This is a genomic window from Colwellia sp. SU-HH01172, assembly GCF_057553355.1.
The window spans coordinates 394,101-413,330 of sequence record NZ_BAAJMB010000004.1 but is presented as its reverse complement, the minus strand read 5'-3'; the positions used below and the strand labels follow the sequence as shown (position 1 = coordinate 413,330).

The following is a 19,230-nucleotide window of genomic DNA, read 5'->3' as shown; positions in this document are numbered from 1 at the left end:
GGTTATTTGCTCTCTGGGCTTTCGTCGCTATCTTCTTGATGGTTTTTCACATCTTCAGCAACCGCTTTATCAACTAAGTTGCCCATACGAACACCTTCCACCATAGATTTATCATAAACAAATCTAAGCTCAGGCATAATACGCGCTTTAATGCGTTTTGCTAATAAAGTACGAATATAACTTGCTGCTTCATTCAATACTTCGATTGAGTGATCAACATTTTGACCTTCCAAGGTAAAAAAGGTTACAAAGATTTTTGCGTAGGCTAAATCACGGGTAATTTCTACCGCGTTAACCGTTACCATGCCTAAACGTGGATCTTTAACTTCGCGTTGAATAATCATCGCGATTTCTTTTTGAATTTCTTGTGCCACTCGATCGGTACGAGCAAATTCTCTTGCCATTATAAACTCCTAACAAAAACGGAGGCTAAGCCTCCATTTCTCAATATTATTCCAAATTTCTGTTGCTTTAAATTGAAGTTAGCGACTTTTAGAACAAAGAGGAAGCACGCAGTTGACGCATGTCAATGAGTACTTCCGATGCCGTTATTAAAGTTGCTAGCAAAAATATAAAGTTACAGTGAGCGTTTAACTTCCACCGTCTCAAATACTTCAATTTGGTCACCAACGCGTACATCGTTGTAGTTCTTAACACCGATACCACACTCAGTACCGTTACGAACTTCTTGTACATCATCTTTAAAGCGACGTAGTGACTCTAACTCACCTTCGTAAATTACAACGTTTTCACGTAATACACGAATTGGCGCTGAACGTTTAATAATACCTTCAGTAACCATACAACCAGCAATTGCACCGATTTTCGGTGATTTAAATACATCACGTACCTGTGCTAAACCAATAATTTCTTGTTTAAACTCTGGCGCAAGCATACCGCTCATCGCTTGTTTAACTTCATCAATCAAGGCGTAGATCACGCTGTAGTAACGTAAATCAATTTTCTCAGCTTCAATCACTTTACGGGCTGTAGCATCTGCACGTACGTTGAAACCAACAACAATGGCGTTTGAGGCGGCAGCAAGTGTTGCATCAGTTTCGGTAATCGCACCAACACCACTACCAATAATGCGAACTTTAACTTCGTCTGTTGATAATTTAACGAGTGAGTCTGAAATTGCTTCAAGTGAACCTTGAACGTCAGATTTAAGTACCACGTTAACTTCAGAAATATCACCTTCCGCCATGTTAGCAAACATGTTTTCAAGTTTAGACTTCTGTTGACGAGCTAGTTTCACATCGCGGAACTTGCCTTGACGGAATAAAGCAACTTCACGGGCTTTTTTCTCATCTTTAACAACAGTTGCTTCATCACCTGATTGTGGTACACCACTTAAACCAATGATTTCAACTGGGATAGATGGACCGGCAGACTTAATAGTACGACCATTTTCATCGCGCATTGCACGAACACGCCCGTATTCTAAACCACAAAGTACGATATCGCCTTGGTTCAAGGTACCTTCTTGAACAAGAATTGTTGCAACTGGACCACGACCTTTATCTAGTTTAGATTCAACAACAACACCGTTTGCCATTTTATCAACAACAGCGGTTAATTCTAAAACTTCAGATTGTAGTAATATTGAGTCAAGTAGCTCATCAATACCTAAACCAGTTTTTGCTGATACGTGACAGAATTGAACATCGCCACCCCAATCTTCTGGAATTACGTCATGCTGAGACAATTCAGTTTTAACACGATCTGGGTCAGCAGTTTCTTTATCCATTTTGTTAACAGCGATGATAATTGGCGCTTCAGATGCTTTAGCATGCTGAATAGCTTCAATTGTTTGTGGCATAACGCCGTCATCTGCTGCAACAACAATAATAACGATATCGGTCGCTTTCGCACCACGTGAACGCATGGCAGTAAACGCCGCGTGACCTGGAGTATCAAGGAAAGTGATCATACCGTGACCAGTTTCTACGTGATAAGCACCAATATGCTGCGTAATACCACCGGCTTCACCGTCAGCGACTTTCGCTTCACGAATGTGGTCAAGTAATGATGTTTTACCATGGTCAACGTGGCCCATAATAGTGACTACTGGTGCACGCGTAATCGCATCACCTGAATCACCACGATCAGAAAGTACCGCTTCTTCAAGAGCATTTTCTTTAACAAGTACCACTTCACGACCCATTTCTTCCGCAACTAGTGCTGCAGTTTCTTGGTCAATCACTTGGTTAATGGTTGCCATAGCCCCCATTTTGAACATAGCTTTAACAACTTCAGCGCCTTTAACCGACATTTTGTTTGCCAACTCTGCAACAGAAATAGTTTCACCAATGCGCACTTCATTAAGCTTAACTTCAACTGGCTTAGTGAAGCCATGCTTTAAACTTTGTGGTGAAGATAAGCTTAGCTTACCTTTGCCTCTTGAATTACGGCCACCGCGGGCATTGCGATCTTGCCCAGCTGGTTTTTTCTTCTTGCGACGACGACCACCTTCATCGGCAGAGTCACTTTTATCTTCCGCTTCTTGCGCATATTTAGAAGATGTTAAATGTACCACTTCTTTTTCTTTTGCTTTACGCTCAGCTTCTTGCTCTTTCCAACGGGCTTCGTTTTCTTCAGCCAATTTACGTGCTTTCTCAGCCGACAATCTCGCTTCTTCTTCAGCTTTTGCTGCTAACTCAGCTTCTTGCTGTAAACGTAGCTTTTTAGCTTCTTCTGATTCAGTTGCTGCTGGAGCAGGTTTCGCAGCTGACTCTTCAATGCTTTTAGCTTTCGCTACCGCGGCTTGCTTAGCTTTTGCTTCAGCTTCTATTTTTGCTTTCGCTGCAGCTTCGGCATCTGCTTCGGCTTTAGCCGCTGCAGCTGCACGAGCATTTTCAGCTTCTTTTGCATCCGCTTCAGCTTTTGCTTTCGCATCCGCTTCCGCTTGAATGCGTGCTTCTTCAGCTGCTTTTGCTTCTGCTTCTGCTTGTTGTTGCTCTTCTAAGTCGCTACGTTTAACGTAAGTACGCTTTTTACGAACTTCTACTTGCACTGATTTAGCTTTGCTACCGTGACCAAGTACTAAAGTTGACTTTTTCTTACGGCTAAGCGTCATTTTACTAGGGCTAGCTGTTGAGTCATCACCGTGTTGCTTTTTCAAGTGCTCAAGCAAAGTTTCTTTTTCATCTTGCGAAACAGAATCGGTTGCCGATTTGTTCACGCCCGAGTCAGCCAATTGGCTAACTAAGCGATCCACCGGTGTACCGATTTCTTTGGCAAGTTGTTCTACTGTTACGTTTGCCATCTATATAATTCTCCCGGTGAGTTATTCTTCGTTAAACCAACAAATATTACGTGCAGCCATGATTAGCTCGCCCGCTTTGGTTTCATCTAATTCTTCAATGTCAGATATTTCATCAACACCTTGTTCGGCAAGGTCTTCTAATGTTGTAATACCACGACTCGCTAATACAAACGCTAAATGGCGCTCTAAACCTTCAAGGTTTAATAAATCTTCTGCTGGCTCAGCGCCTTCAAGTGTTTCTTCACTTGCTAAGGCTTGAGTGGTAATTGCCGCTTTTGCACGTTCACGTAGTTCTTCAACAATTTCTTCATCCATGCCATCAATATCCAGCATTTCAGCAACTGGTACGTAAGCAATCTCTTCTAAAGAAGTAAAACCTTCTTCTACAAGCATCAAAGCAAAGTCTTCATCAAGATCAAGTTTCTCAGTGAATAAGGTTAATACTTTATCGTTTTCAGCTTGGTGCTTCTCGTTCATGTCTGCAACAGTCATCACGTTAAGTTCCCAGCCAGTTAACTGGCTAGCTAAACGAACGTTTTGACCACTACGACCAATCGCCATGGCTAAGTTGCCTTCTTCTACAGCAATATCCATGGTGTTTTTATCTTCATCAACGATGATAGAAGCAACTTCCGCTGGCGCCATGGCATTAATCACGTATTGTGCTGGGTTATCATCGTATAAAACGATATCAACACGTTCGCCACCAAGTTCACCAGAAACAGCTTGTACACGTGAACCACGCATACCAACACAAGCACCAACAGGATCGATACGCTTGTCGTTACTTTTTACAGAGATTTTCGCACGAGAGCCAGGGTCACGAGCCGCTCCTTTGATCTCAAGCATCTCTTCGCCAATTTCTGGCACTTCAACACGAAATAGCTCAATTAACATGTCAGGCTTAGTACGACTAACAAATAACTGTGCACCACGAGCTTCAGGTTTAATTTCATACAATAAACCACGAATACGGTCGCCTGGACGGAAGCTTTCGCGCGGTAACATATCGTCGCGGTAAACAATCGCTTCAGCGTTATTACCTAAGTCTAAAATTACGCTATCGCGGCTCGCTTTTTTCACTACACCGGTAATGATTTCACCAATTTGTTCTTGGTAAGCATCAACAATCAGTCCGCGTTCTGCTTCACGAATTTTCTGAACAATCACTTGCTTAGCAGTTTGTGTTGTTACACGGTCAAATTTAACTGATTCAATTTGCTCTTCGATAAAATCGCCAACGTTTAACTCTGGATCATCATATTGCGCCGCTGCTAAACTAATTTCAGCGTATGGGTTTTCCATTGGTGTTTCGCTTTCATCAACGATTAACCAACGACGGAAAGTATCAAATTCGCCACTTGCGCGGTCAATAGATACACGAACAACAATATCGCCTTCATATTTCTTTTTTGTTGCAGTTTCTAAAGCGGTTTCCATCGCTTCAAAAATGCTTTCTCGTGGTAATGCCTTTTCATTAGAAACAGCATCTACAACCAGTAATATTTCCTTACTCATGCTAGTTAGCCTTTCTCATTATTTTAAAATTATTTATTATGGTTATAAACAAGGTGAGCCTTGTCTATATTGCTGATCACGAGTTCATATTCCTCGTTATCAACCATGACAATTAAATTATCGTTTTCAATGGCAACTAATTTACCCTTGAATTTACGACGACCATTTAATGGCATCGAAATTTTTACTTCGACAGTTTCATCAATAACCGCTGCAAAATGCGCTTTTTCAAAAAGAGGACGATCGAGTCCTGGTGATGAAACTTCTAAGCTATATTCACTACTAATCGGGTCTTCTACATCGAGAATTGCCCCAACTTGATGGCTGACTTCTGCGCAGTCATCTACATCAATGCCATTTTCATGGTCGATAAATATTCTTAAAACCGAATGGTTACCTGCGCTAATAAATTCAACGCCTAATAATTCCTTACCCGTTTCTTCAACGGCAGGACGTAACATGTCAGTCAGTTTGTGTTCAAATTTAGCCAATCACTTTTCTCCAATTTGGAAGAGTCCAGAAACAAAAAAAGGGCATAAAGCCCAGCGATACACCTTGCTGCTATTGCACCTTTTCATGTTCTTAAGATACAAAAAAGCCCCATCACGCGGGGCTTATTTCACTGAACCCACGATGTAAACCAAGTTATAATCTTGGTTTTGTACAACAATATCTTAGATTATCTCGCCAAACTGGTTAAATTATCTACTCAGTGAAATATTGCCATATTCAAGCTGGGCAAATTATATAGAGTCACTTTAGCTTTAGCAAGCTAATTTTCAGCGCCTTTCAGACAAAATATCATCAACAATTGTCTAGACAGCTAAAAAGTACAATACAAAATTTACCTAACATTACTATAATAATTATTGCGGCATTATCAGATAGTTAGTAAATTAGATCGATTCATGTTAAAAATTTAACTATGGCTATCCATTAGCCATGACTTAGCTAGCATTTTATAAACCATATTTGGGCGTTCTAGAATTTATGTATACATATACACAATTACTGTTAAGAAATTTGCTTTTTGCGGTCAGTTTTAGCGCCATAGTCGGTTTGTCTGGCGCTGCTCTATTAGCGATAAGCATCTCTCAACAACAGCAACAGCACAAACAAGCATTATTATCTTTTGACCAAGAAAGTAATGAAACTGGCAATATTAAATCAGCTACCCTATTACCGACGCTTGTGCCATATCATTTTCTCAACATCAGCGACAGTAACGGCGCAATAGTCGTTAATCAACAATATAAAAGTATACCTTTAGCGGAATTTATTTTAGCGCCCGTTAGCCAAATAAAGCTACCTAAAACCGGCCTTACCATTCGCTATCAATTATCAGTCGATAGTGGTTTACTTTATTTACGCAACACCGTACTTGTCGTCTTGTTGTTAAGTATCATTTTTATTGTTATTGCCGCTTATTTTAGTATTGCCCGGTATCGTCGCTTAGCGGGCAAAATTAATCAGCAAATTAAACGTGATCTGGCCATGATAATAACCGGTGACGAACAACGAGAAAATCATCAAGATGACGAAATCGCCTTACCAGAAATTCAGCAACACTTAACTGAATTAAAAGAACTTATTGCTGATAAAGTATCCGCTACAACAATATTAGAACAAAGTGCTTATATAGAGCCGGTAACAAAATTAGAAAATAGAAACCGTTTTATTCAATTTTTTGAAAACGCTGATAGCCGTTCTGATTTCGGCGTGTTGTCAATCACGCGTTGCTCTGAATTACAAACCATTAACCAAATACATGGTTATCATGAAGGCGATACTTATATTCGTGATGTTGCTGAAATTATGAAAATTGCCATTAACCAATATAAAGGCGCTCAGGTTTTTCGCTTAAATAGCTCAGATTTTGCCACTCTGATACCCAACGTAACATTAAAACATGCAGAAAACTTTGCCAATAATTTAACCGGGAAGTTTAACGAATATCAACAGGCATCTGATTTAGACTCTGTTGCGTATACCGGCATGGTATATTTCGATAACGACAAACCTTTAGGCGAGCTGTTGGCACTAGCAGATACTGGTATTAGTGTTGCACAAACCCAACATGTTAATGCTTGGTTTGCGCAAACAGACGACAGTATTTTAGAAAACAGTAGCTCGAGTTACGGCAACCAAAATTGGCGCCAAGAAATTGATAGCGTCATTGAAAACCAGCGAATCAATTTGTTAGTACAGCCTATTAAGCCAAGTAGCCCCAATAGTCGGGTATACGGTGAAATTTTAGCCCGTTTTTTAACCAGTACCGGCGATATTCTGCCAACGGCATCATTTTTTGCCATGGCAGAAAAACTCGATAAAATTGTTGCTGTCGATCGCATGATCATTGAGGCGGCAATTAAAGAGATCACCGATAAAAATATGCAAAATAATTTCTTTGGCATCAATATCAGCGCCCGTTCGATAAACGATGGTCATTTCCTTATTTGGTTAGAGCGACGTTTATTGCGTGATTCAGCCATAGCATCAAAGCTGATATTTGAAATCACTGAATTTGGCTTACAACAAAATATAAAAACCAGTAAAAACTTTATTGACATGATCCACCGAGTAGGCGCGAAAATTACCGTTGAACGCTTCGGTGTTGGCTTAACCTCATTTAAATTCTTTAGAGATTTAAAGCCCGATTTCATCAAAATGGACAGCACTTATACTCGCGATATTGACGAAGATAAAAACAATCAATACTTCTTACGTTTAATGGTCGATTTAGCCCATAGGTTAAGTATAAATGTTTTAGCTGAAAGTGTTGAAAGCCAAGAAGAGAAGTTTATGCTGGAAAAACTATGTGTCGATGGTTGCCAAGGCTTTTATATTGGCAAGCCGAAAAGCTTATCGACTCTTTAGTGGCGACCTAAAATAGCGCTCGACTAGTCTTAGTTGCTCGCTATTTTAGCTAAAAACACAGCTTTTTGTGCTAAATTTTAAACATGGCATTGCTCGCTGCTTGGCTTTTTTCAGATCATAATCAAATTTACTGCGATAAAAATTAATAACCTTACGCTTCGTATGTTGTTTATTCATTGATAAACACGGATAATAGTGCGAATTTTCATTGTAAAATATTTCTTAAATGACTGATTATCTACTGCTGTTAGTTGGCACAGTATTAGTAAATAACTTTGTGCTGGTTAAGTTTCTCGGCTTGTGTCCTTTTATGGGAGTATCATCGCGTACAGAAACGGCGATTGGTATGTCGTTTGCCACGACGTTTGTGATGACATTAGCCTCGTTGCTAAGCTACATAGTTAATACTTATATTTTAGCGCCATTAGGTCTAGAGTATCTTACTACCATGACCTTTATTCTTGTTATTGCGGTCGTGGTGCAATTTACCGAAATGGTAGTACATAAAACCAGTGCTAACCTGTACCGATTATTGGGCATATTTTTACCACTGATCACAACTAACTGTGCTGTTTTAGGTGTGGCTTTACTCAATCTATATGAACAACATAACTTTTTCGAGTCGATAATATACGGCTTTGGCGCCGCAGTAGGCTTTTCACTGGTATTAATTATGTTTTCTGCGATGCGAGAAAAACTCGCCAATGCCGATGTTCCTGAACCGTTTAAAGGCTCAGCAATTGCTATGATCACCGCAGGGCTGATGTCATTGGCATTTATGGGCTTTACTGGCTTGGTTAAATTTTAATGAGCACATTTATCGCAATAATAGTTCTGGGTATCATTGCCGCATTATTTGGCGCGTTATTAGGCTTTGCCTCTGTGCGCTTTAAAGTTGAGGGTGACCCGCTTGCCGAACAGCTTGACGCCCTGCTACCACAAACTCAATGTGGTCAGTGTGGTTATCCGGGTTGTAAGCCCTACGCTGAGGCCGTAGCTAACGGCGAAGCCATTAACAAATGTGCGCCTGGCGGTGAAGATACCATCAAAAAAATCGCCGACTTAATGGGCGTTGAAGTGCAACCCTTAGATGAAAATCATGAGTCAGATAATACGCCAAAAGTGGCCTTTATTATCGAAGAAGACTGTATAGGTTGTACCAAGTGCATTCAAGCATGTCCTGTTGATGCCATTATAGGTACGACAAAACAAATGCACACCATAATTGCTGACGAATGTACCGGTTGCGATTTATGTGTTGCGCCCTGCCCAGTAGATTGTATCGAAATGATCCCAGTGGCAACAACAACACAAAACTGGCAATGGGATTTAACCACGATCCCCGTAGTACAAATAGATTAAACGAGGTTTAGGTGGAATCAGTAATCGAACGCATACAAAAAGGACACTTTTCGCATTTTCACGGTGGCATTCATCCACCGGAGCAAAAGTTTCTCACCAATACCAAACCTATAGCAAGTGCCCAAATACCTGAGCAGCTTATTATTCCTGTCCGCCAGCACATAGGTCAAGCAGGTACGATTATTGTAAATGTTGGTGATAAGGTCCTAAAAGGACAAGCATTGAGTACTAGCGACAGTCCAATGCAATTGCCTGTTCACGCACCAACGAGTGGCTCAATAACCGCGATCAAACCATCAGTCATCCCACATCCATCAGGTTTAAGTGAAAACTGTATTTTCATCACCCCTGACGGAGAGGATACTTGGTGCAAACGTACTATTTGTCCTGATTATCAGCTATTAAGCAAAGGACAAATATTAGAAAAAATCGCTAACGCAGGCATTTCCGGCATGGGTGGCGCGGGTTTTCCAACACAAGTTAAAGTTGGCACCTTAGCTAAAATAGACTATTTAATTATTAATGCCGCCGAGTGTGAACCTTATATCACCGCTGATGATTTACTGATCCAAGAACATAGTCCAACCGTTTTAGACGGCATTAAAATACTCGACCATTTATTAGCGCCGAAAAACATCTTAATTGGCATTGAAGATAATAAAACCAGGGCAATAGACACATTAAAGAAAGCCACCGCCGATATAGCTCATATTCATGTTTGTGTTATTCCAACCAAGTACCCAAGTGGCGGTGAAAAACAGCTAATAAAAATACTAACCAACCAAGAAGTTCCCAGTGGCGTTTTGCCAAGTTCATTGGGCATTGTCATGCAAAATGTTGCCACTTGCTTCGCTATCGCAGATGCGATAATTAATGACACGCCGTTGATCAAACGTGTTGTTACGGTAAGTGGACAAGCGTTAAAGAAACCACAAAACACTTGGGCACTAATTGGCACTCCGGTTGGCTTTTTGACCAATAAAAGTGGTTATCGTAATCAGCAGCACAAACATTTGATCATGGGCGGTCCTATGATGGGCTTTAGCCTACCCAGTGACCAAATACCGGTAATTAAGTCGACTAACTGTATTTTAGCACCAAGTGAAGAAGAAATAGTTTCCCCCTATTCAACCGGAACAAAAGAAGTAGAATGCATTCGTTGTGGCCAATGTGCCGACGTCTGCCCTGCTCAATTGTTACCTCAAGAGCTACAATGGAGTGCGAAGGCCAAAGACCAGCCACAACTCACTAAGCTAAATCTTTTTGACTGCATTGAATGTGGTGCTTGTGCATATGTTTGTCCAAGTCAGATCCCGTTAGTGCATTATTATCGAGTTGCTAAAGCAGAAATTCGTCAACAAAAGTTACTTGATATTAAAGCAGAAAAAGCCAAAGTTCGATTTGAAGCGCGAAAAGAACGACTTGAGCGTGAAAAAATAGCCCGTGCCGAAAAACATAAAAAGGCCGCAGAAGCTCGTAAAGCCAGAATGAACTCGGGCACCTCTGAAGCAAAAACTGAAAAGTCAGCGGTTGCAGCGGCGCTAGCACGAGTTAAGGCTAAAAAAGCACAAAGCAATATCAATAAAAATGTTGAGCCACAAGATGAAGTTATTGAGCAAGTTAGCGCGCAAAAAAGCCAAGTTGCCAATGCTATTGCCAGAGCCAAAGCGAAAAAACTTGCTCAACAAACAACAAGCGAAAAAAGTTCCCTTGCAGCTGATGAAGAAAAAAAATCAATAAATGCACAGCAAGAGAATGTTAGCCTTGATGATAAAAAAGCCAAAGTAGCAGCAACAATTGCAAAGGCGAAAGCAAAAAAATTAAAACAAGCAACTGCTGTCGACAATTCGAAAATGGAAAGCATCACCACTAAAGCTGATCTTGACGAAAAGCCCGCTAAGCCAGAAGACAGTAAAAAGGCCAAAGTAGCCGCGGCTGTCGCCAAAGCAAAAGCTAAGGCAAAAGCCAAAAAAGCAACAGACTCAGTGGAACCTGAAGAACTTGGGCCAAACAAAGATATCGTTGAACCTAAGACCAATACGCAATCAGCGTCATCTGAGCAAAACAAACAAGAGCTGAAAAAGGCAAAAATATCTAGCGCGGTGGCAAAAGCAAAAACGAAAGCAAAAGTGAATAAACCGCAAGAAAAATCACCGGTAACAAATAACAGACAAAGTATTGATGCGCCAACAACGGATGACGTTCCTGTCGCTGAGTCAACAGAAAAAGAGCTGAAAAAAGCTCGTATTGCCGCTGCTGTCGCAAAGGCGAAAGCTAAAAAGCTGGCGGCTGATTCCAATAAATTAAAACCTTCAGAGTAATTGATCACCATGGCATTTTGGATAGCAAGTTCCCCACATAATCACCAACAAAGTGAAACATCAGGCCTGATGAGATTGGTTATTTACGCCACCATTCCGGGCATATTTGCGCAATGGTATTTTTTTGGTTGGGGAAATTTAATTCATATTTCTATGGCTGTTGTCACCGCTTTAGTCGCTGAATTTGCCATTCTATCCATTCGAGAAAAAAAAATTCGCCCACAATTATTTGATGGCAGTGCCATATTAACGGCAGTATTGCTGGGTATAAGTTTACCTGCCCTAGCCCCGTGGTGGATCACGATAATCGGCAGTCTATTTGCCATCATAGTGGTTAAACAGCTTTATGGCGGCTTAGGTCATAACCCATTTAACCCGGCAATGGCCGCCTACGTTATGTTGCTCATTTCTTTTCCTGTACAAATGACCCAATGGCAGCCGCCTTTGCCGCTACTGGCAATTGATTTACAATTTAGTGATACCCTGTCATTAATTTTCTCAGGCTATACCCCTGAAGGTTATTCTGTTGAGCAACTTCGTACCCATGTTGATGGTTTTACCATGGCAACCCCGCTCGATACGGTAAAAACAAATATTACCTTAGGGTTAACCGTTGTCGAAAGCATGCAGTCTCCTATTATAGGCCAACACTTTGGTATTGGTTGGGAGTGGATAAACGCTGGCTTCTTACTTGGAGGGCTATTTTTATTAGCTAAAAAAGCCATCCACTGGACCACACCATTAAGCTTTTTAGCAAGCTTATTTATCTGTAGCTTTATTGCTTTCATTATCAGTCCTGATAGCAGTGCCTCTACCATGTTTCATTGGTTTACTGGTGCCACTATGCTTGGAGCATTTTTCATTTTAACTGATCCGGTATCAGGGGCTACCAGTGTTAAAGGACGACTCATTTTCGGCGCACTCGCCGGATTATTAGTCTACTTAATTCGAAAGTTTGGTGGCTACCCAGATGCTGTCGCATTTGCCGTTTTATTGTGCAACATGGCGGCACCGTTAATCGACCAATATACTCGTCCGCGTACTTATGGCCATAATTTGGGAGCAAAGAAATAATGTCCGCGTTAGCCCCCGCTATTAATAAAAATGCAAAAATACTGGCGCTATTTGCTGTCGCATGTACTGCTGCGGTTGGCATAGTGCATTTACTAACCAAAGATCGAATTGAGCTACAAGCTCAACAACAACTAATCAAACAATTGAATGAAATTATTGATGAAAATAATCACGACAATGAAATGTTTCGTGACTGTATTAGCGCTCCTAATGTAAGTAAAAATGACTTAGCCATAGATGTTATTTATCGAGCAAGAAAAAATGATCAACCTGTCGCAGCGGCCATTAAAACAGTGGCACCCGATGGTTACAATGGTAATATAGAACTGCTTATTGCAGTGAATAAAGATGGCAGTGTTAGTGGCGTTCGTACCTTATTGCATAAAGAAACCCCGGGCTTAGGTGATAAAATAGAATTAAGAAAAAGTGATTGGATCACTAAGTTCTCTGGCAATAAAGTACTCGGCGAAAGCGATAATCGCTGGGCGGTAATTAAAGATGGCGGTATTTTCGATCAATTTACCGGCGCAACCATTACCCCAAGAGCTGTGGTAAAAACCGTTAGAAAAACCGTTGATTTTTTTACTGCCAATCAAAATGTTATTTTTACCACAGAAAGTAATTGCGAGGCTAAGCAATGAAGATAAATGCTGAATATAAAGAATTAGCTTGGCAAGGACTCTGGAAGAATAATCCAGGGTTAGTGCAGCTACTGGGACTCTGTCCGCTATTAGCCGTAACATCTACGGTCGTGAATGCCTTAGGTTTAGGTATCGCCACTATGTTCGTATTGATTTGCTCTAATGCCACGGTTTCAGGGATTCGCCAATGGGTACCAAAAGAAATTCGTATCCCGATCTTTGTCTTGATCATTGCCGCATTTGTCACTTGTGTACAGCTACTAATGAATGCTTTTACCTACGATTTATATCAATCTTTAGGCATTTTCCTGCCCTTGATCGTAACCAATTGCGCCATTATTGGCCGTGCTGAAGCTTACGCATCTAAAAACCCTATGAAACAAGCCAGTTTCGATGGTCTAATGATGGGACTGGGCTTTTTAGCCGTTTTAATTGTTTTAGGTGGTATCAGAGAAGTATTAGGACAAGGAACGCTATTTGACGGTGCCAATTTATTATTAGGGAGTTGGGCGAGCTCATTAAGAATTGAAGTGTATCAGCTTGATAGTCAATTTTTATTAGCTATTTTACCGCCGGGCGCTTTTATTGCTATGGGCTTTTTAATTGCCGGTAAAAACTTTATCGACAATAGAATTGCCCAAGCAAAGCCGAAAAAATTAGAGCAAGCAATAGAGCGTGTGCGGGTAAATTTTGAAAATTAATGCCGTTTTAATTAAAAAATAATAATCTAAATAAAATAAATGAATAAAAATAAACGAATAGAAATGCTCACCCGCTTACGGGACGATAATCCAAACCCAACCACTGAGCTTAATTTTTCAAGCCCATTTGAGTTATTAATTGCGGTTTTGTTGTCAGCGCAAGCAACTGATGTCGGCGTCAATAAAGCCACTGATAAGCTTTACCCTGTTGCCAATACTCCACAAGCCATTTTAGATTTAGGTTTGGACGGTTTAAAGTCTTATATTAAAACCATTGGCTTATTTAATACCAAAGCGGTCAATACGCTTAAAACCTGCCAAATGTTGATCGACTTACATGGCGGCGAAGTACCCAAAGACCGAGCGGCTTTAGAAGCCCTACCCGGCGTTGGCAGAAAAACAGCCAATGTTGTACTGAACACTGCCTTTGGCCAACTTAAAGATAATGACGGTAAATATTTTTTAGCTGTCGACACCCATATTCAACGCCTTGCTAATCGTACCGGCTACGCTAAGGGCAAAACAGTTGAACAAACAGAGCAGGCCATCATCAAGAACACACCGAATAAAACCGAGTTTATGTTCAACTTACATCATTGGTTTATCTTACATGGTCGTTATACCTGCGTCGCCAGAAAACCAAGATGTGGCTCTTGCATTATCGAAGACTTGTGTGATTTTAAGGATAAAACTGAATAGCTCGTCTCAGTTTTGGAATATGACTAGCTACCTAATTTCTACTTGGCATGCAAACTTTAGTGCCGCAACGTCGACTGTTGTCATTCCAGATGGTTGTCGCGACTTGATAGTCAAAACCTTGGAAAATGAAAAACCAAATTGGTTAGTGTCCCCCCTATACGATCGCACCGAACATGTTCAAATAGAAGCAAGCTGCAATTATATTGGGTTTCGCTTAAGCCCCGGAGTAGAAATTAAAGAACGTGAGTTATTAGCCTACATTGAAACAAAACAACTTCACGCTGACGATGTGAAAGACTTTATAGGTGACTTTATTTCGACCAAAAGTTCGATTGAGGAAGCACTAAGGTGTTTTGCCAGTGAGATGGGCTCGGTAAAACAAATTTCTACTCAACTTGGCGTCAGCACCAGAACTTTGCAGCGGCTGGTTTTAAGTAAAACCCAAAGAACACCTAGCTATTGGTTGCAATTAGCCAGAATTAGAAAAGCTGCCAGAAGTTTAAGCCAAAGTGCCTGCCTAGTTGATGTCGCAGAAAACTACGGCTTTTCTGATCAGTCTCATATGAATAGAGAATTTCAGCGCTGGTTTGGCTTAACACCAGTGCAGGTATTAAACTCTCCAGCTATTATCAAGCAGCTACATGATAAAGGCTATGCCTGATAAGCGACAGGCGTACAGATCTCCACTAAGAAGCCATTGTTCTCTGTTACATAAGCTATCGTTTGACCCCAAGGCATATCCGTAGCATCTTGCACGAGTGAAGCGCCTGCCTTTAGTGCTTTAGACAGTGCCGTCTTTACATTATCAGTTTCAAAAGCTATCTCAAATGTGGGCGCTTTAAAGTTAGGTTTAGCCGGATTTTTTCCTAGTTCTTTCATCAGCTTCAGAGAAGAAAAAGAAAGTGTTGTGCTACCTGTATCTAATTCTCCATACTCTCCACTTTCATGTAGCATTTTCTTTTTAAGTCCAAATGCTTGTTCATAGAAACGAAAAGTTTTACTAACATCATCAACATAAAGTATTGTGTATTTAAATTTCAAGGTATTGTTCTCTCATTGATTAAAGTCTTAATTAGGTTATAGGCTAAAAACCGATTCGTCTTGAATAATTACGACAATATTTTAATAAACTGGCCAGCAATTGTCTTAGGTATGCAAAACAATCACGTATCTAACCACACCAAGTTTGAATACTATGCTATCAAGTGCCGTTGATATTATTGATAAATACCATCAATTGGCGCTATGAAATAAATCAATCTAATTTACCTACTTTTTCACAATCCAAATTTTTTAACCGACAAGACAAAAACATTCTCAGATTTTGCACACTTTTCAACTGTATTTTTCGGTATTCAACAAAAGATAATACCGCACCTATCGAGCCTTGTACGGCGCCGACAAACTCACTGTCTTGACGCATCGTATCAAAGTTATATGTCGTAGGTAGTTGGCTAAATCCGTTATCACCGGCAGAATATTTTTCATGTTTAAAAGCGGGTTTGATTGTATCCGTTGCCAATCTTCTGAAATTATCTAAAGAGCCCATTACGAATCGATTAGTTGCTACTTCTTCTTGCAGCAATTTTTTGAGCTTATCCTCACGTAAAATAGCTAACTTACCCGTTGCAATGAGTTCATTGTATGTGCCGTGAGATAGCTTCACACTCGCAATATCTATCGCTAACTGCATTTGAAAAACTAGGTTACTTTGGTCTTGAACCACAGCCCCTGGCTCCATTAGCACATCCAGTGCTTTTTTGGCATTTCTTGCCCGTTTTTTATGCGCCGCTATAACGTCTTTTATCTGTTGCTCATTGTAGATAGCATCATCTAGCAAACGGTGCATATATTCCTTTTCATCAATGCGGTCTTTATATTCCTGATTTAAATTATTTACTTGTAGACCAACAAATATGCCGATCACTACAATAATAAAATCTAACCCCGCCGCAAACCAATTTTGTGCTCTCAAATTATTAGAAAGTTTACGAAAAAACATGTTCAATCCTTTTAAACTATGTAGCTAAATAATAGCAGGAAATATTCAATTCAATTAGCTTTACACATGATACTAAAACTCAATTCAAGCTATTTAATAACGACCTGCAATACAAGATTTCTGCCTTATGCTATCTATCCAAATTTTCTTTTAGTTGGTCTACAATTACTGTAAATTATAGTTAGAAATGGCTTTCCTGTTATAAGCTGGACGCTAACCACTTTTTGATTTTTATTATTGTAAGTTGCTGTAAAGAATGACCGACGAGTTTTTAAAAATATTACTGATACTTAGCATTGGTCAGGGACTAACGTTTTCCATACTCCTTATTTTCAAAAAGAAAGGTGAAACTAAAGCTAACTTTTTATTAGCGCTTTTCCTTATATTAACCATCATCCCTCTTTGGAACGATTATTCGATGAATATACCGACAGAAGTTGGGCTCTTAAAGCTTGATTTTAATTGGTTATATTTACCAGCCTTTTACGGACCTTTACTTTATTTGTATACGTTGTCTTATACTCGAGCGCCGAAACCTTCAAATTTTGTTTTTGTAGTATTGCTGCTTGCACCCATTATTGGTTCTGCGCTAAAAACCACGCATTTTTATATATCACCAAATGGCTTATCAATGAATGTTTGGTTACTTTGGTATTTTATCGTTTACGCTCAAATTGGCGGCTGTATTTTTGCATCTTGGCTTCGAATAACCGAGTTTGAACACGAGATTAAACAAAACTTATCAAATATTGATCAAGCCAAAACCGACTGGCTAAAACTGGTATTTTTGTTTTATATCGTAATTCTGTTTATCGCTCTACCTCAAACTATTGCAAAATCAATGGGCGTGAATGCATTAGGAGTATATAAAACGGTCGCGAGCGTATCCGAAGCTATTTTTATATTTGCCATTGGTTTGTGGGGGCTAAATAAGTCAGACATTCACTTCAGAGATCTAGTTGTAAGAACCAAAGAAAAATACTCAAATTCAGCTTTGACTGATATTAAAGCCAGTAAAGTGGTTGACAGACTTAATGTATTAATGAAAAGCGAAGAACCCTACTTAGATAGTGACATATCTTTGGTAGCCTTGGCAGAAAAGCTACAAATTACACCACATCATTTATCACAAGTTATTAATGAGACTCTTCAACAAAACTTTTATGACTTTATAAACTCAGCTCGAATAGAACGAGCGAAAGAAATGTTAGCTACGCCTGACTTTAAAAAATTACCAATCATCAATATTGCTTACCAAGTTGGCTTTAATAATAAAACCTCGTTTAATAACTCGTTTAAAAAATATACCCAACAAACTCCTTCTCAATTTCGAGCAACAAGGCTTTAACCCAGTTAAATAATTGATAACTTTCGTCCTATTATCCATTTATTTCAATATATTTGGGTAAATCCGATAGATATTGACGCTTTGTTTATCGCAATCTGTACATTTCGTAGTTGAAACTTATCGTTATCATTTAAATGACCTAAGGTCATAAACCCTAAGAGTTAACTATATGAATAAATTTACCATTGTACGAAGTGTTATTTACACGTCCCTTTTAATGTTAGTGCAATCAGTTGCCGTTGCATCAAATGAAGTTGATCGCTTGGAAGTAAAAAGTGCTCAAATAGAAAAGAAAAAAATATCTACAACTTTGACTATTAAATCAAAAATATTATCCGAAGAACGCAAAGTAGTCGTTCATTTACCTGAGGGGTATAAAGAATCTAATAAGAAATATCCTGTATTGTATGTTTTAGATGGCAACCGGCACTTACCGCATGCCATTTTGTCATCTCAAATTTTGCAGCAAGAAAGTTTAATTCCTGAAATGATTATTGTCGCAATCACGAATAATAGAGGTACAAGAACCAGAGATTTATCTACTAATAACACAGCATTTACCAAATTCATTCAAGAAGAACTATTTCCAGTTATTCAACTTCGTTATAGAACATCTTCAATTAGAACCTTGTTTGGACATTCTATGGCTGGTTATTTTGCGACTAATATTCTGGCGGACACCCCAAGCATGTTCGATAACTATATAGCCGCAAGTCCAGTATTACAGGTGAACGATGAGCATATTGTAAAAACATATCAGCAGTTAAAAATTCCGAACATTGCAGACAGAACACTTTATTTCACGTTAACAGACGCTGTTGTTGAAGGAAAAGCGGCTGACGATGCTATGAAAAGGTTTGTAGAAAACTTAACATCTTCCGAGCCAAAGAGACTAAATTGGCAATACGACTTTATTCCCAACCAAGTACATATGACGACACCTTATATTACTTTATATGAAGGACTCGCATTTGTTTTTTCTGATTATCAAGCGCCTAAAATAGCAAGTTTTCGGCACTATAAAGCCTTTGGAGGGATGGCCGGTTTGAAAAAACATTACAAATTGAGAGCAGAGAAATATGGTGTGAGTAATGTTATACCTGAGCGTACTTTACGGCAGATTGGATTTACTATTCTTGATGAAGGTCACTCCAAAGAAGCCGTTACATTACTAGAAACAAATGCCGCTAAAAATCCAAGCTCTCTACGCGCGTTAAATGCACTTGGTACTGCTTATCAAGAGTTACAGCAAAACAAAAAAGCGATAGAGGTGTATAACAAAGCATTGGCATTAGCTAAAAGTCAATCTTCACCCGCTCAAAATCATTTTGAAAGAGAACTTAAGAAGCTAACTGGCATTTGATAACGAATGCATATGTGAAGCCTAAATAGGAGTTTAAAATACCTAGTGGTAGACCA

17 protein-coding genes are annotated in these 19,230 nt (G+C 39.6%); 11 read left to right on the top strand and 6 right to left on the bottom strand.

From position 1 onward, the window contains the following. Positions 1-2: 2 nt before the first annotated feature. The 4 genes from rbfA to rimP form a co-directional block, all read right to left on the bottom strand. Positions 3-404: a 30S ribosome-binding factor RbfA gene (gene rbfA, locus AC27JP_RS13285; RefSeq protein ID WP_487115845.1), complete on the bottom strand. Its 402-nt coding sequence runs from the start codon at positions 402-404 to the stop codon at positions 3-5. A gap of 173 nt (positions 405-577) precedes the next feature. Beyond that, entirely contained in the window at positions 578-3,268 is a 2,691-nt protein-coding gene (gene infB, locus AC27JP_RS13280) for a translation initiation factor IF-2 (RefSeq protein WP_487115843.1), read from the bottom strand. A gap of 21 nt (positions 3,269-3,289) precedes the next feature. Then, positions 3,290-4,786, bottom strand: coding sequence for a transcription termination factor NusA (gene nusA / locus AC27JP_RS13275; RefSeq protein WP_487115842.1), 1,497 nt, complete (start codon positions 4,784-4,786; stop codon positions 3,290-3,292). A gap of 29 nt (positions 4,787-4,815) precedes the next feature. Beyond that, positions 4,816-5,277, bottom strand: coding sequence for a ribosome maturation factor RimP (rimP, locus tag AC27JP_RS13270; protein WP_487115840.1), 462 nt, complete (start codon positions 5,275-5,277; stop codon positions 4,816-4,818). Positions 5,278-5,776: 499 nt separating this feature from the next. Between rimP and AC27JP_RS13265 the strand changes: the two genes are divergently transcribed. The 9 genes from AC27JP_RS13265 to AC27JP_RS13225 all read left to right on the top strand — a co-directional run bounded on the left by AC27JP_RS13265 (position 5,777) and on the right by AC27JP_RS13225 (position 15,122). After that, positions 5,777-7,663 (top strand): EAL domain-containing protein, encoded by a 1,887-nt coding sequence (locus AC27JP_RS13265; RefSeq protein ID WP_487115838.1) that lies wholly within the window; start codon positions 5,777-5,779, stop codon positions 7,661-7,663. Between the two features lie 226 nt (positions 7,664-7,889). Beyond that, positions 7,890-8,471 carry an electron transport complex subunit RsxA gene (rsxA, locus tag AC27JP_RS13260; RefSeq protein WP_487115836.1) on the top strand — a complete coding sequence of 194 codons (582 nt, stop codon included), beginning with the start codon at positions 7,890-7,892 and terminating at the stop codon, positions 8,469-8,471. Next, entirely contained in the window at positions 8,471-9,025 is a 555-nt protein-coding gene (gene rsxB, locus AC27JP_RS13255; protein WP_487115834.1) for an electron transport complex subunit RsxB, read from the top strand. Before rsxA ends, rsxB begins: the two co-directional genes overlap by 1 nt. 11 nt (positions 9,026-9,036) lie before the next feature. Next, a complete protein-coding gene (gene rsxC / locus AC27JP_RS13250; RefSeq protein WP_487115832.1) occupies positions 9,037-11,346 on the top strand; it encodes an electron transport complex subunit RsxC in 2,310 nt (769 codons plus the stop codon). A gap of 9 nt (positions 11,347-11,355) precedes the next feature. Next, on the top strand, positions 11,356-12,420 hold the full coding sequence (gene rsxD / locus AC27JP_RS13245; protein ID WP_487115830.1) for an electron transport complex subunit RsxD: 1,065 nt from the start codon (positions 11,356-11,358) through the stop codon (positions 12,418-12,420). Beyond that, positions 12,420-13,061: an electron transport complex subunit RsxG gene (gene rsxG / locus AC27JP_RS13240; protein WP_487115828.1), complete on the top strand. Its 642-nt coding sequence runs from the start codon at positions 12,420-12,422 to the stop codon at positions 13,059-13,061. Before rsxD ends, rsxG begins: the two co-directional genes overlap by 1 nt. Beyond that, positions 13,058-13,762, top strand: coding sequence for an electron transport complex subunit E (locus tag AC27JP_RS13235; RefSeq protein ID WP_487115826.1), 705 nt, complete (start codon positions 13,058-13,060; stop codon positions 13,760-13,762). Before rsxG ends, AC27JP_RS13235 begins: the two co-directional genes overlap by 4 nt. A 39-nt stretch (positions 13,763-13,801) precedes the next feature. After that, positions 13,802-14,461, top strand: a complete 660-nt coding sequence (gene nth, locus AC27JP_RS13230; protein WP_487115824.1) for an endonuclease III — start codon at positions 13,802-13,804, stop codon at positions 14,459-14,461. Between the two features lie 19 nt (positions 14,462-14,480). Next, positions 14,481-15,122, top strand: coding sequence for a helix-turn-helix transcriptional regulator (locus tag AC27JP_RS13225; protein WP_487115822.1), 642 nt, complete (start codon positions 14,481-14,483; stop codon positions 15,120-15,122). Here the strand turns inward: AC27JP_RS13225 and AC27JP_RS13220 are convergent. Together AC27JP_RS13220 and AC27JP_RS13215 are read right to left on the bottom strand one after the other, a co-directional pair. Beyond that, entirely contained in the window at positions 15,113-15,502 is a 390-nt protein-coding gene (locus AC27JP_RS13220; protein ID WP_487115820.1) for a VOC family protein, read from the bottom strand. The genes AC27JP_RS13225 and AC27JP_RS13220 overlap by 10 nt on opposite strands. Positions 15,503-15,716: 214 nt before the next feature. After that, complete coding sequence (locus AC27JP_RS13215) at positions 15,717-16,463, bottom strand: hypothetical protein (protein ID WP_487115818.1); 747 nt, start codon at positions 16,461-16,463, stop codon at positions 15,717-15,719. A 631-nt stretch (positions 16,464-17,094) separates the two neighbouring features. Here AC27JP_RS13215 and AC27JP_RS13210 point away from each other — a divergent pair. Both AC27JP_RS13210 and AC27JP_RS13205 read left to right on the top strand, forming a co-directional pair. Next, complete coding sequence (locus tag AC27JP_RS13210; RefSeq protein WP_487115816.1) at positions 17,095-17,811, top strand: helix-turn-helix domain-containing protein; 717 nt, start codon at positions 17,095-17,097, stop codon at positions 17,809-17,811. A 169-nt stretch (positions 17,812-17,980) separates the two neighbouring features. After that, positions 17,981-19,174: an alpha/beta hydrolase-fold protein gene (locus AC27JP_RS13205; RefSeq protein WP_487115814.1), complete on the top strand. Its 1,194-nt coding sequence runs from the start codon at positions 17,981-17,983 to the stop codon at positions 19,172-19,174. Positions 19,175-19,230: the final 56 nt, after the last annotated feature.

Bases quoted from the DNA above. Each gene is read 5' to 3' on its own strand.
- nusA (WP_487115842.1), bottom strand. From the start codon at position 4,786: ATGAGTAAGGAAATATTACTGGTTGTAGATGCTGTTTCTAATGAAAAG.
- AC27JP_RS13205 (WP_487115814.1), top strand. From the start codon at position 17,981: ATGAATAAATTTACCATTGTACGAAGTGTTATTTACACGTCCCTTTTA.
- AC27JP_RS13225 (WP_487115822.1), top strand. From the start codon at position 14,481: ATGACTAGCTACCTAATTTCTACTTGGCATGCAAACTTTAGTGCCGCA.
- AC27JP_RS13210 (WP_487115816.1), top strand. From the start codon at position 17,095: ATGAATGTTTGGTTACTTTGGTATTTTATCGTTTACGCTCAAATTGGC.
- AC27JP_RS13235 (WP_487115826.1), top strand. From the start codon at position 13,058: ATGAAGATAAATGCTGAATATAAAGAATTAGCTTGGCAAGGACTCTGG.
- rsxD (WP_487115830.1), top strand. From the start codon at position 11,356: ATGGCATTTTGGATAGCAAGTTCCCCACATAATCACCAACAAAGTGAA.
- nth (WP_487115824.1), top strand. From the start codon at position 13,802: ATGAATAAAAATAAACGAATAGAAATGCTCACCCGCTTACGGGACGAT.
- rsxB (WP_487115834.1), top strand. From the start codon at position 8,471: ATGAGCACATTTATCGCAATAATAGTTCTGGGTATCATTGCCGCATTA.
- rbfA (WP_487115845.1), bottom strand. From the start codon at position 404: ATGGCAAGAGAATTTGCTCGTACCGATCGAGTGGCACAAGAAATTCAA.
- rsxG (WP_487115828.1), top strand. From the start codon at position 12,420: ATGTCCGCGTTAGCCCCCGCTATTAATAAAAATGCAAAAATACTGGCG.
- infB (WP_487115843.1), bottom strand. From the start codon at position 3,268: ATGGCAAACGTAACAGTAGAACAACTTGCCAAAGAAATCGGTACACCG.
- AC27JP_RS13215 (WP_487115818.1), bottom strand. From the start codon at position 16,463: ATGTTTTTTCGTAAACTTTCTAATAATTTGAGAGCACAAAATTGGTTT.
- rsxA (WP_487115836.1), top strand. From the start codon at position 7,890: ATGACTGATTATCTACTGCTGTTAGTTGGCACAGTATTAGTAAATAAC.
- AC27JP_RS13265 (WP_487115838.1), top strand. From the start codon at position 5,777: ATGTATACATATACACAATTACTGTTAAGAAATTTGCTTTTTGCGGTC.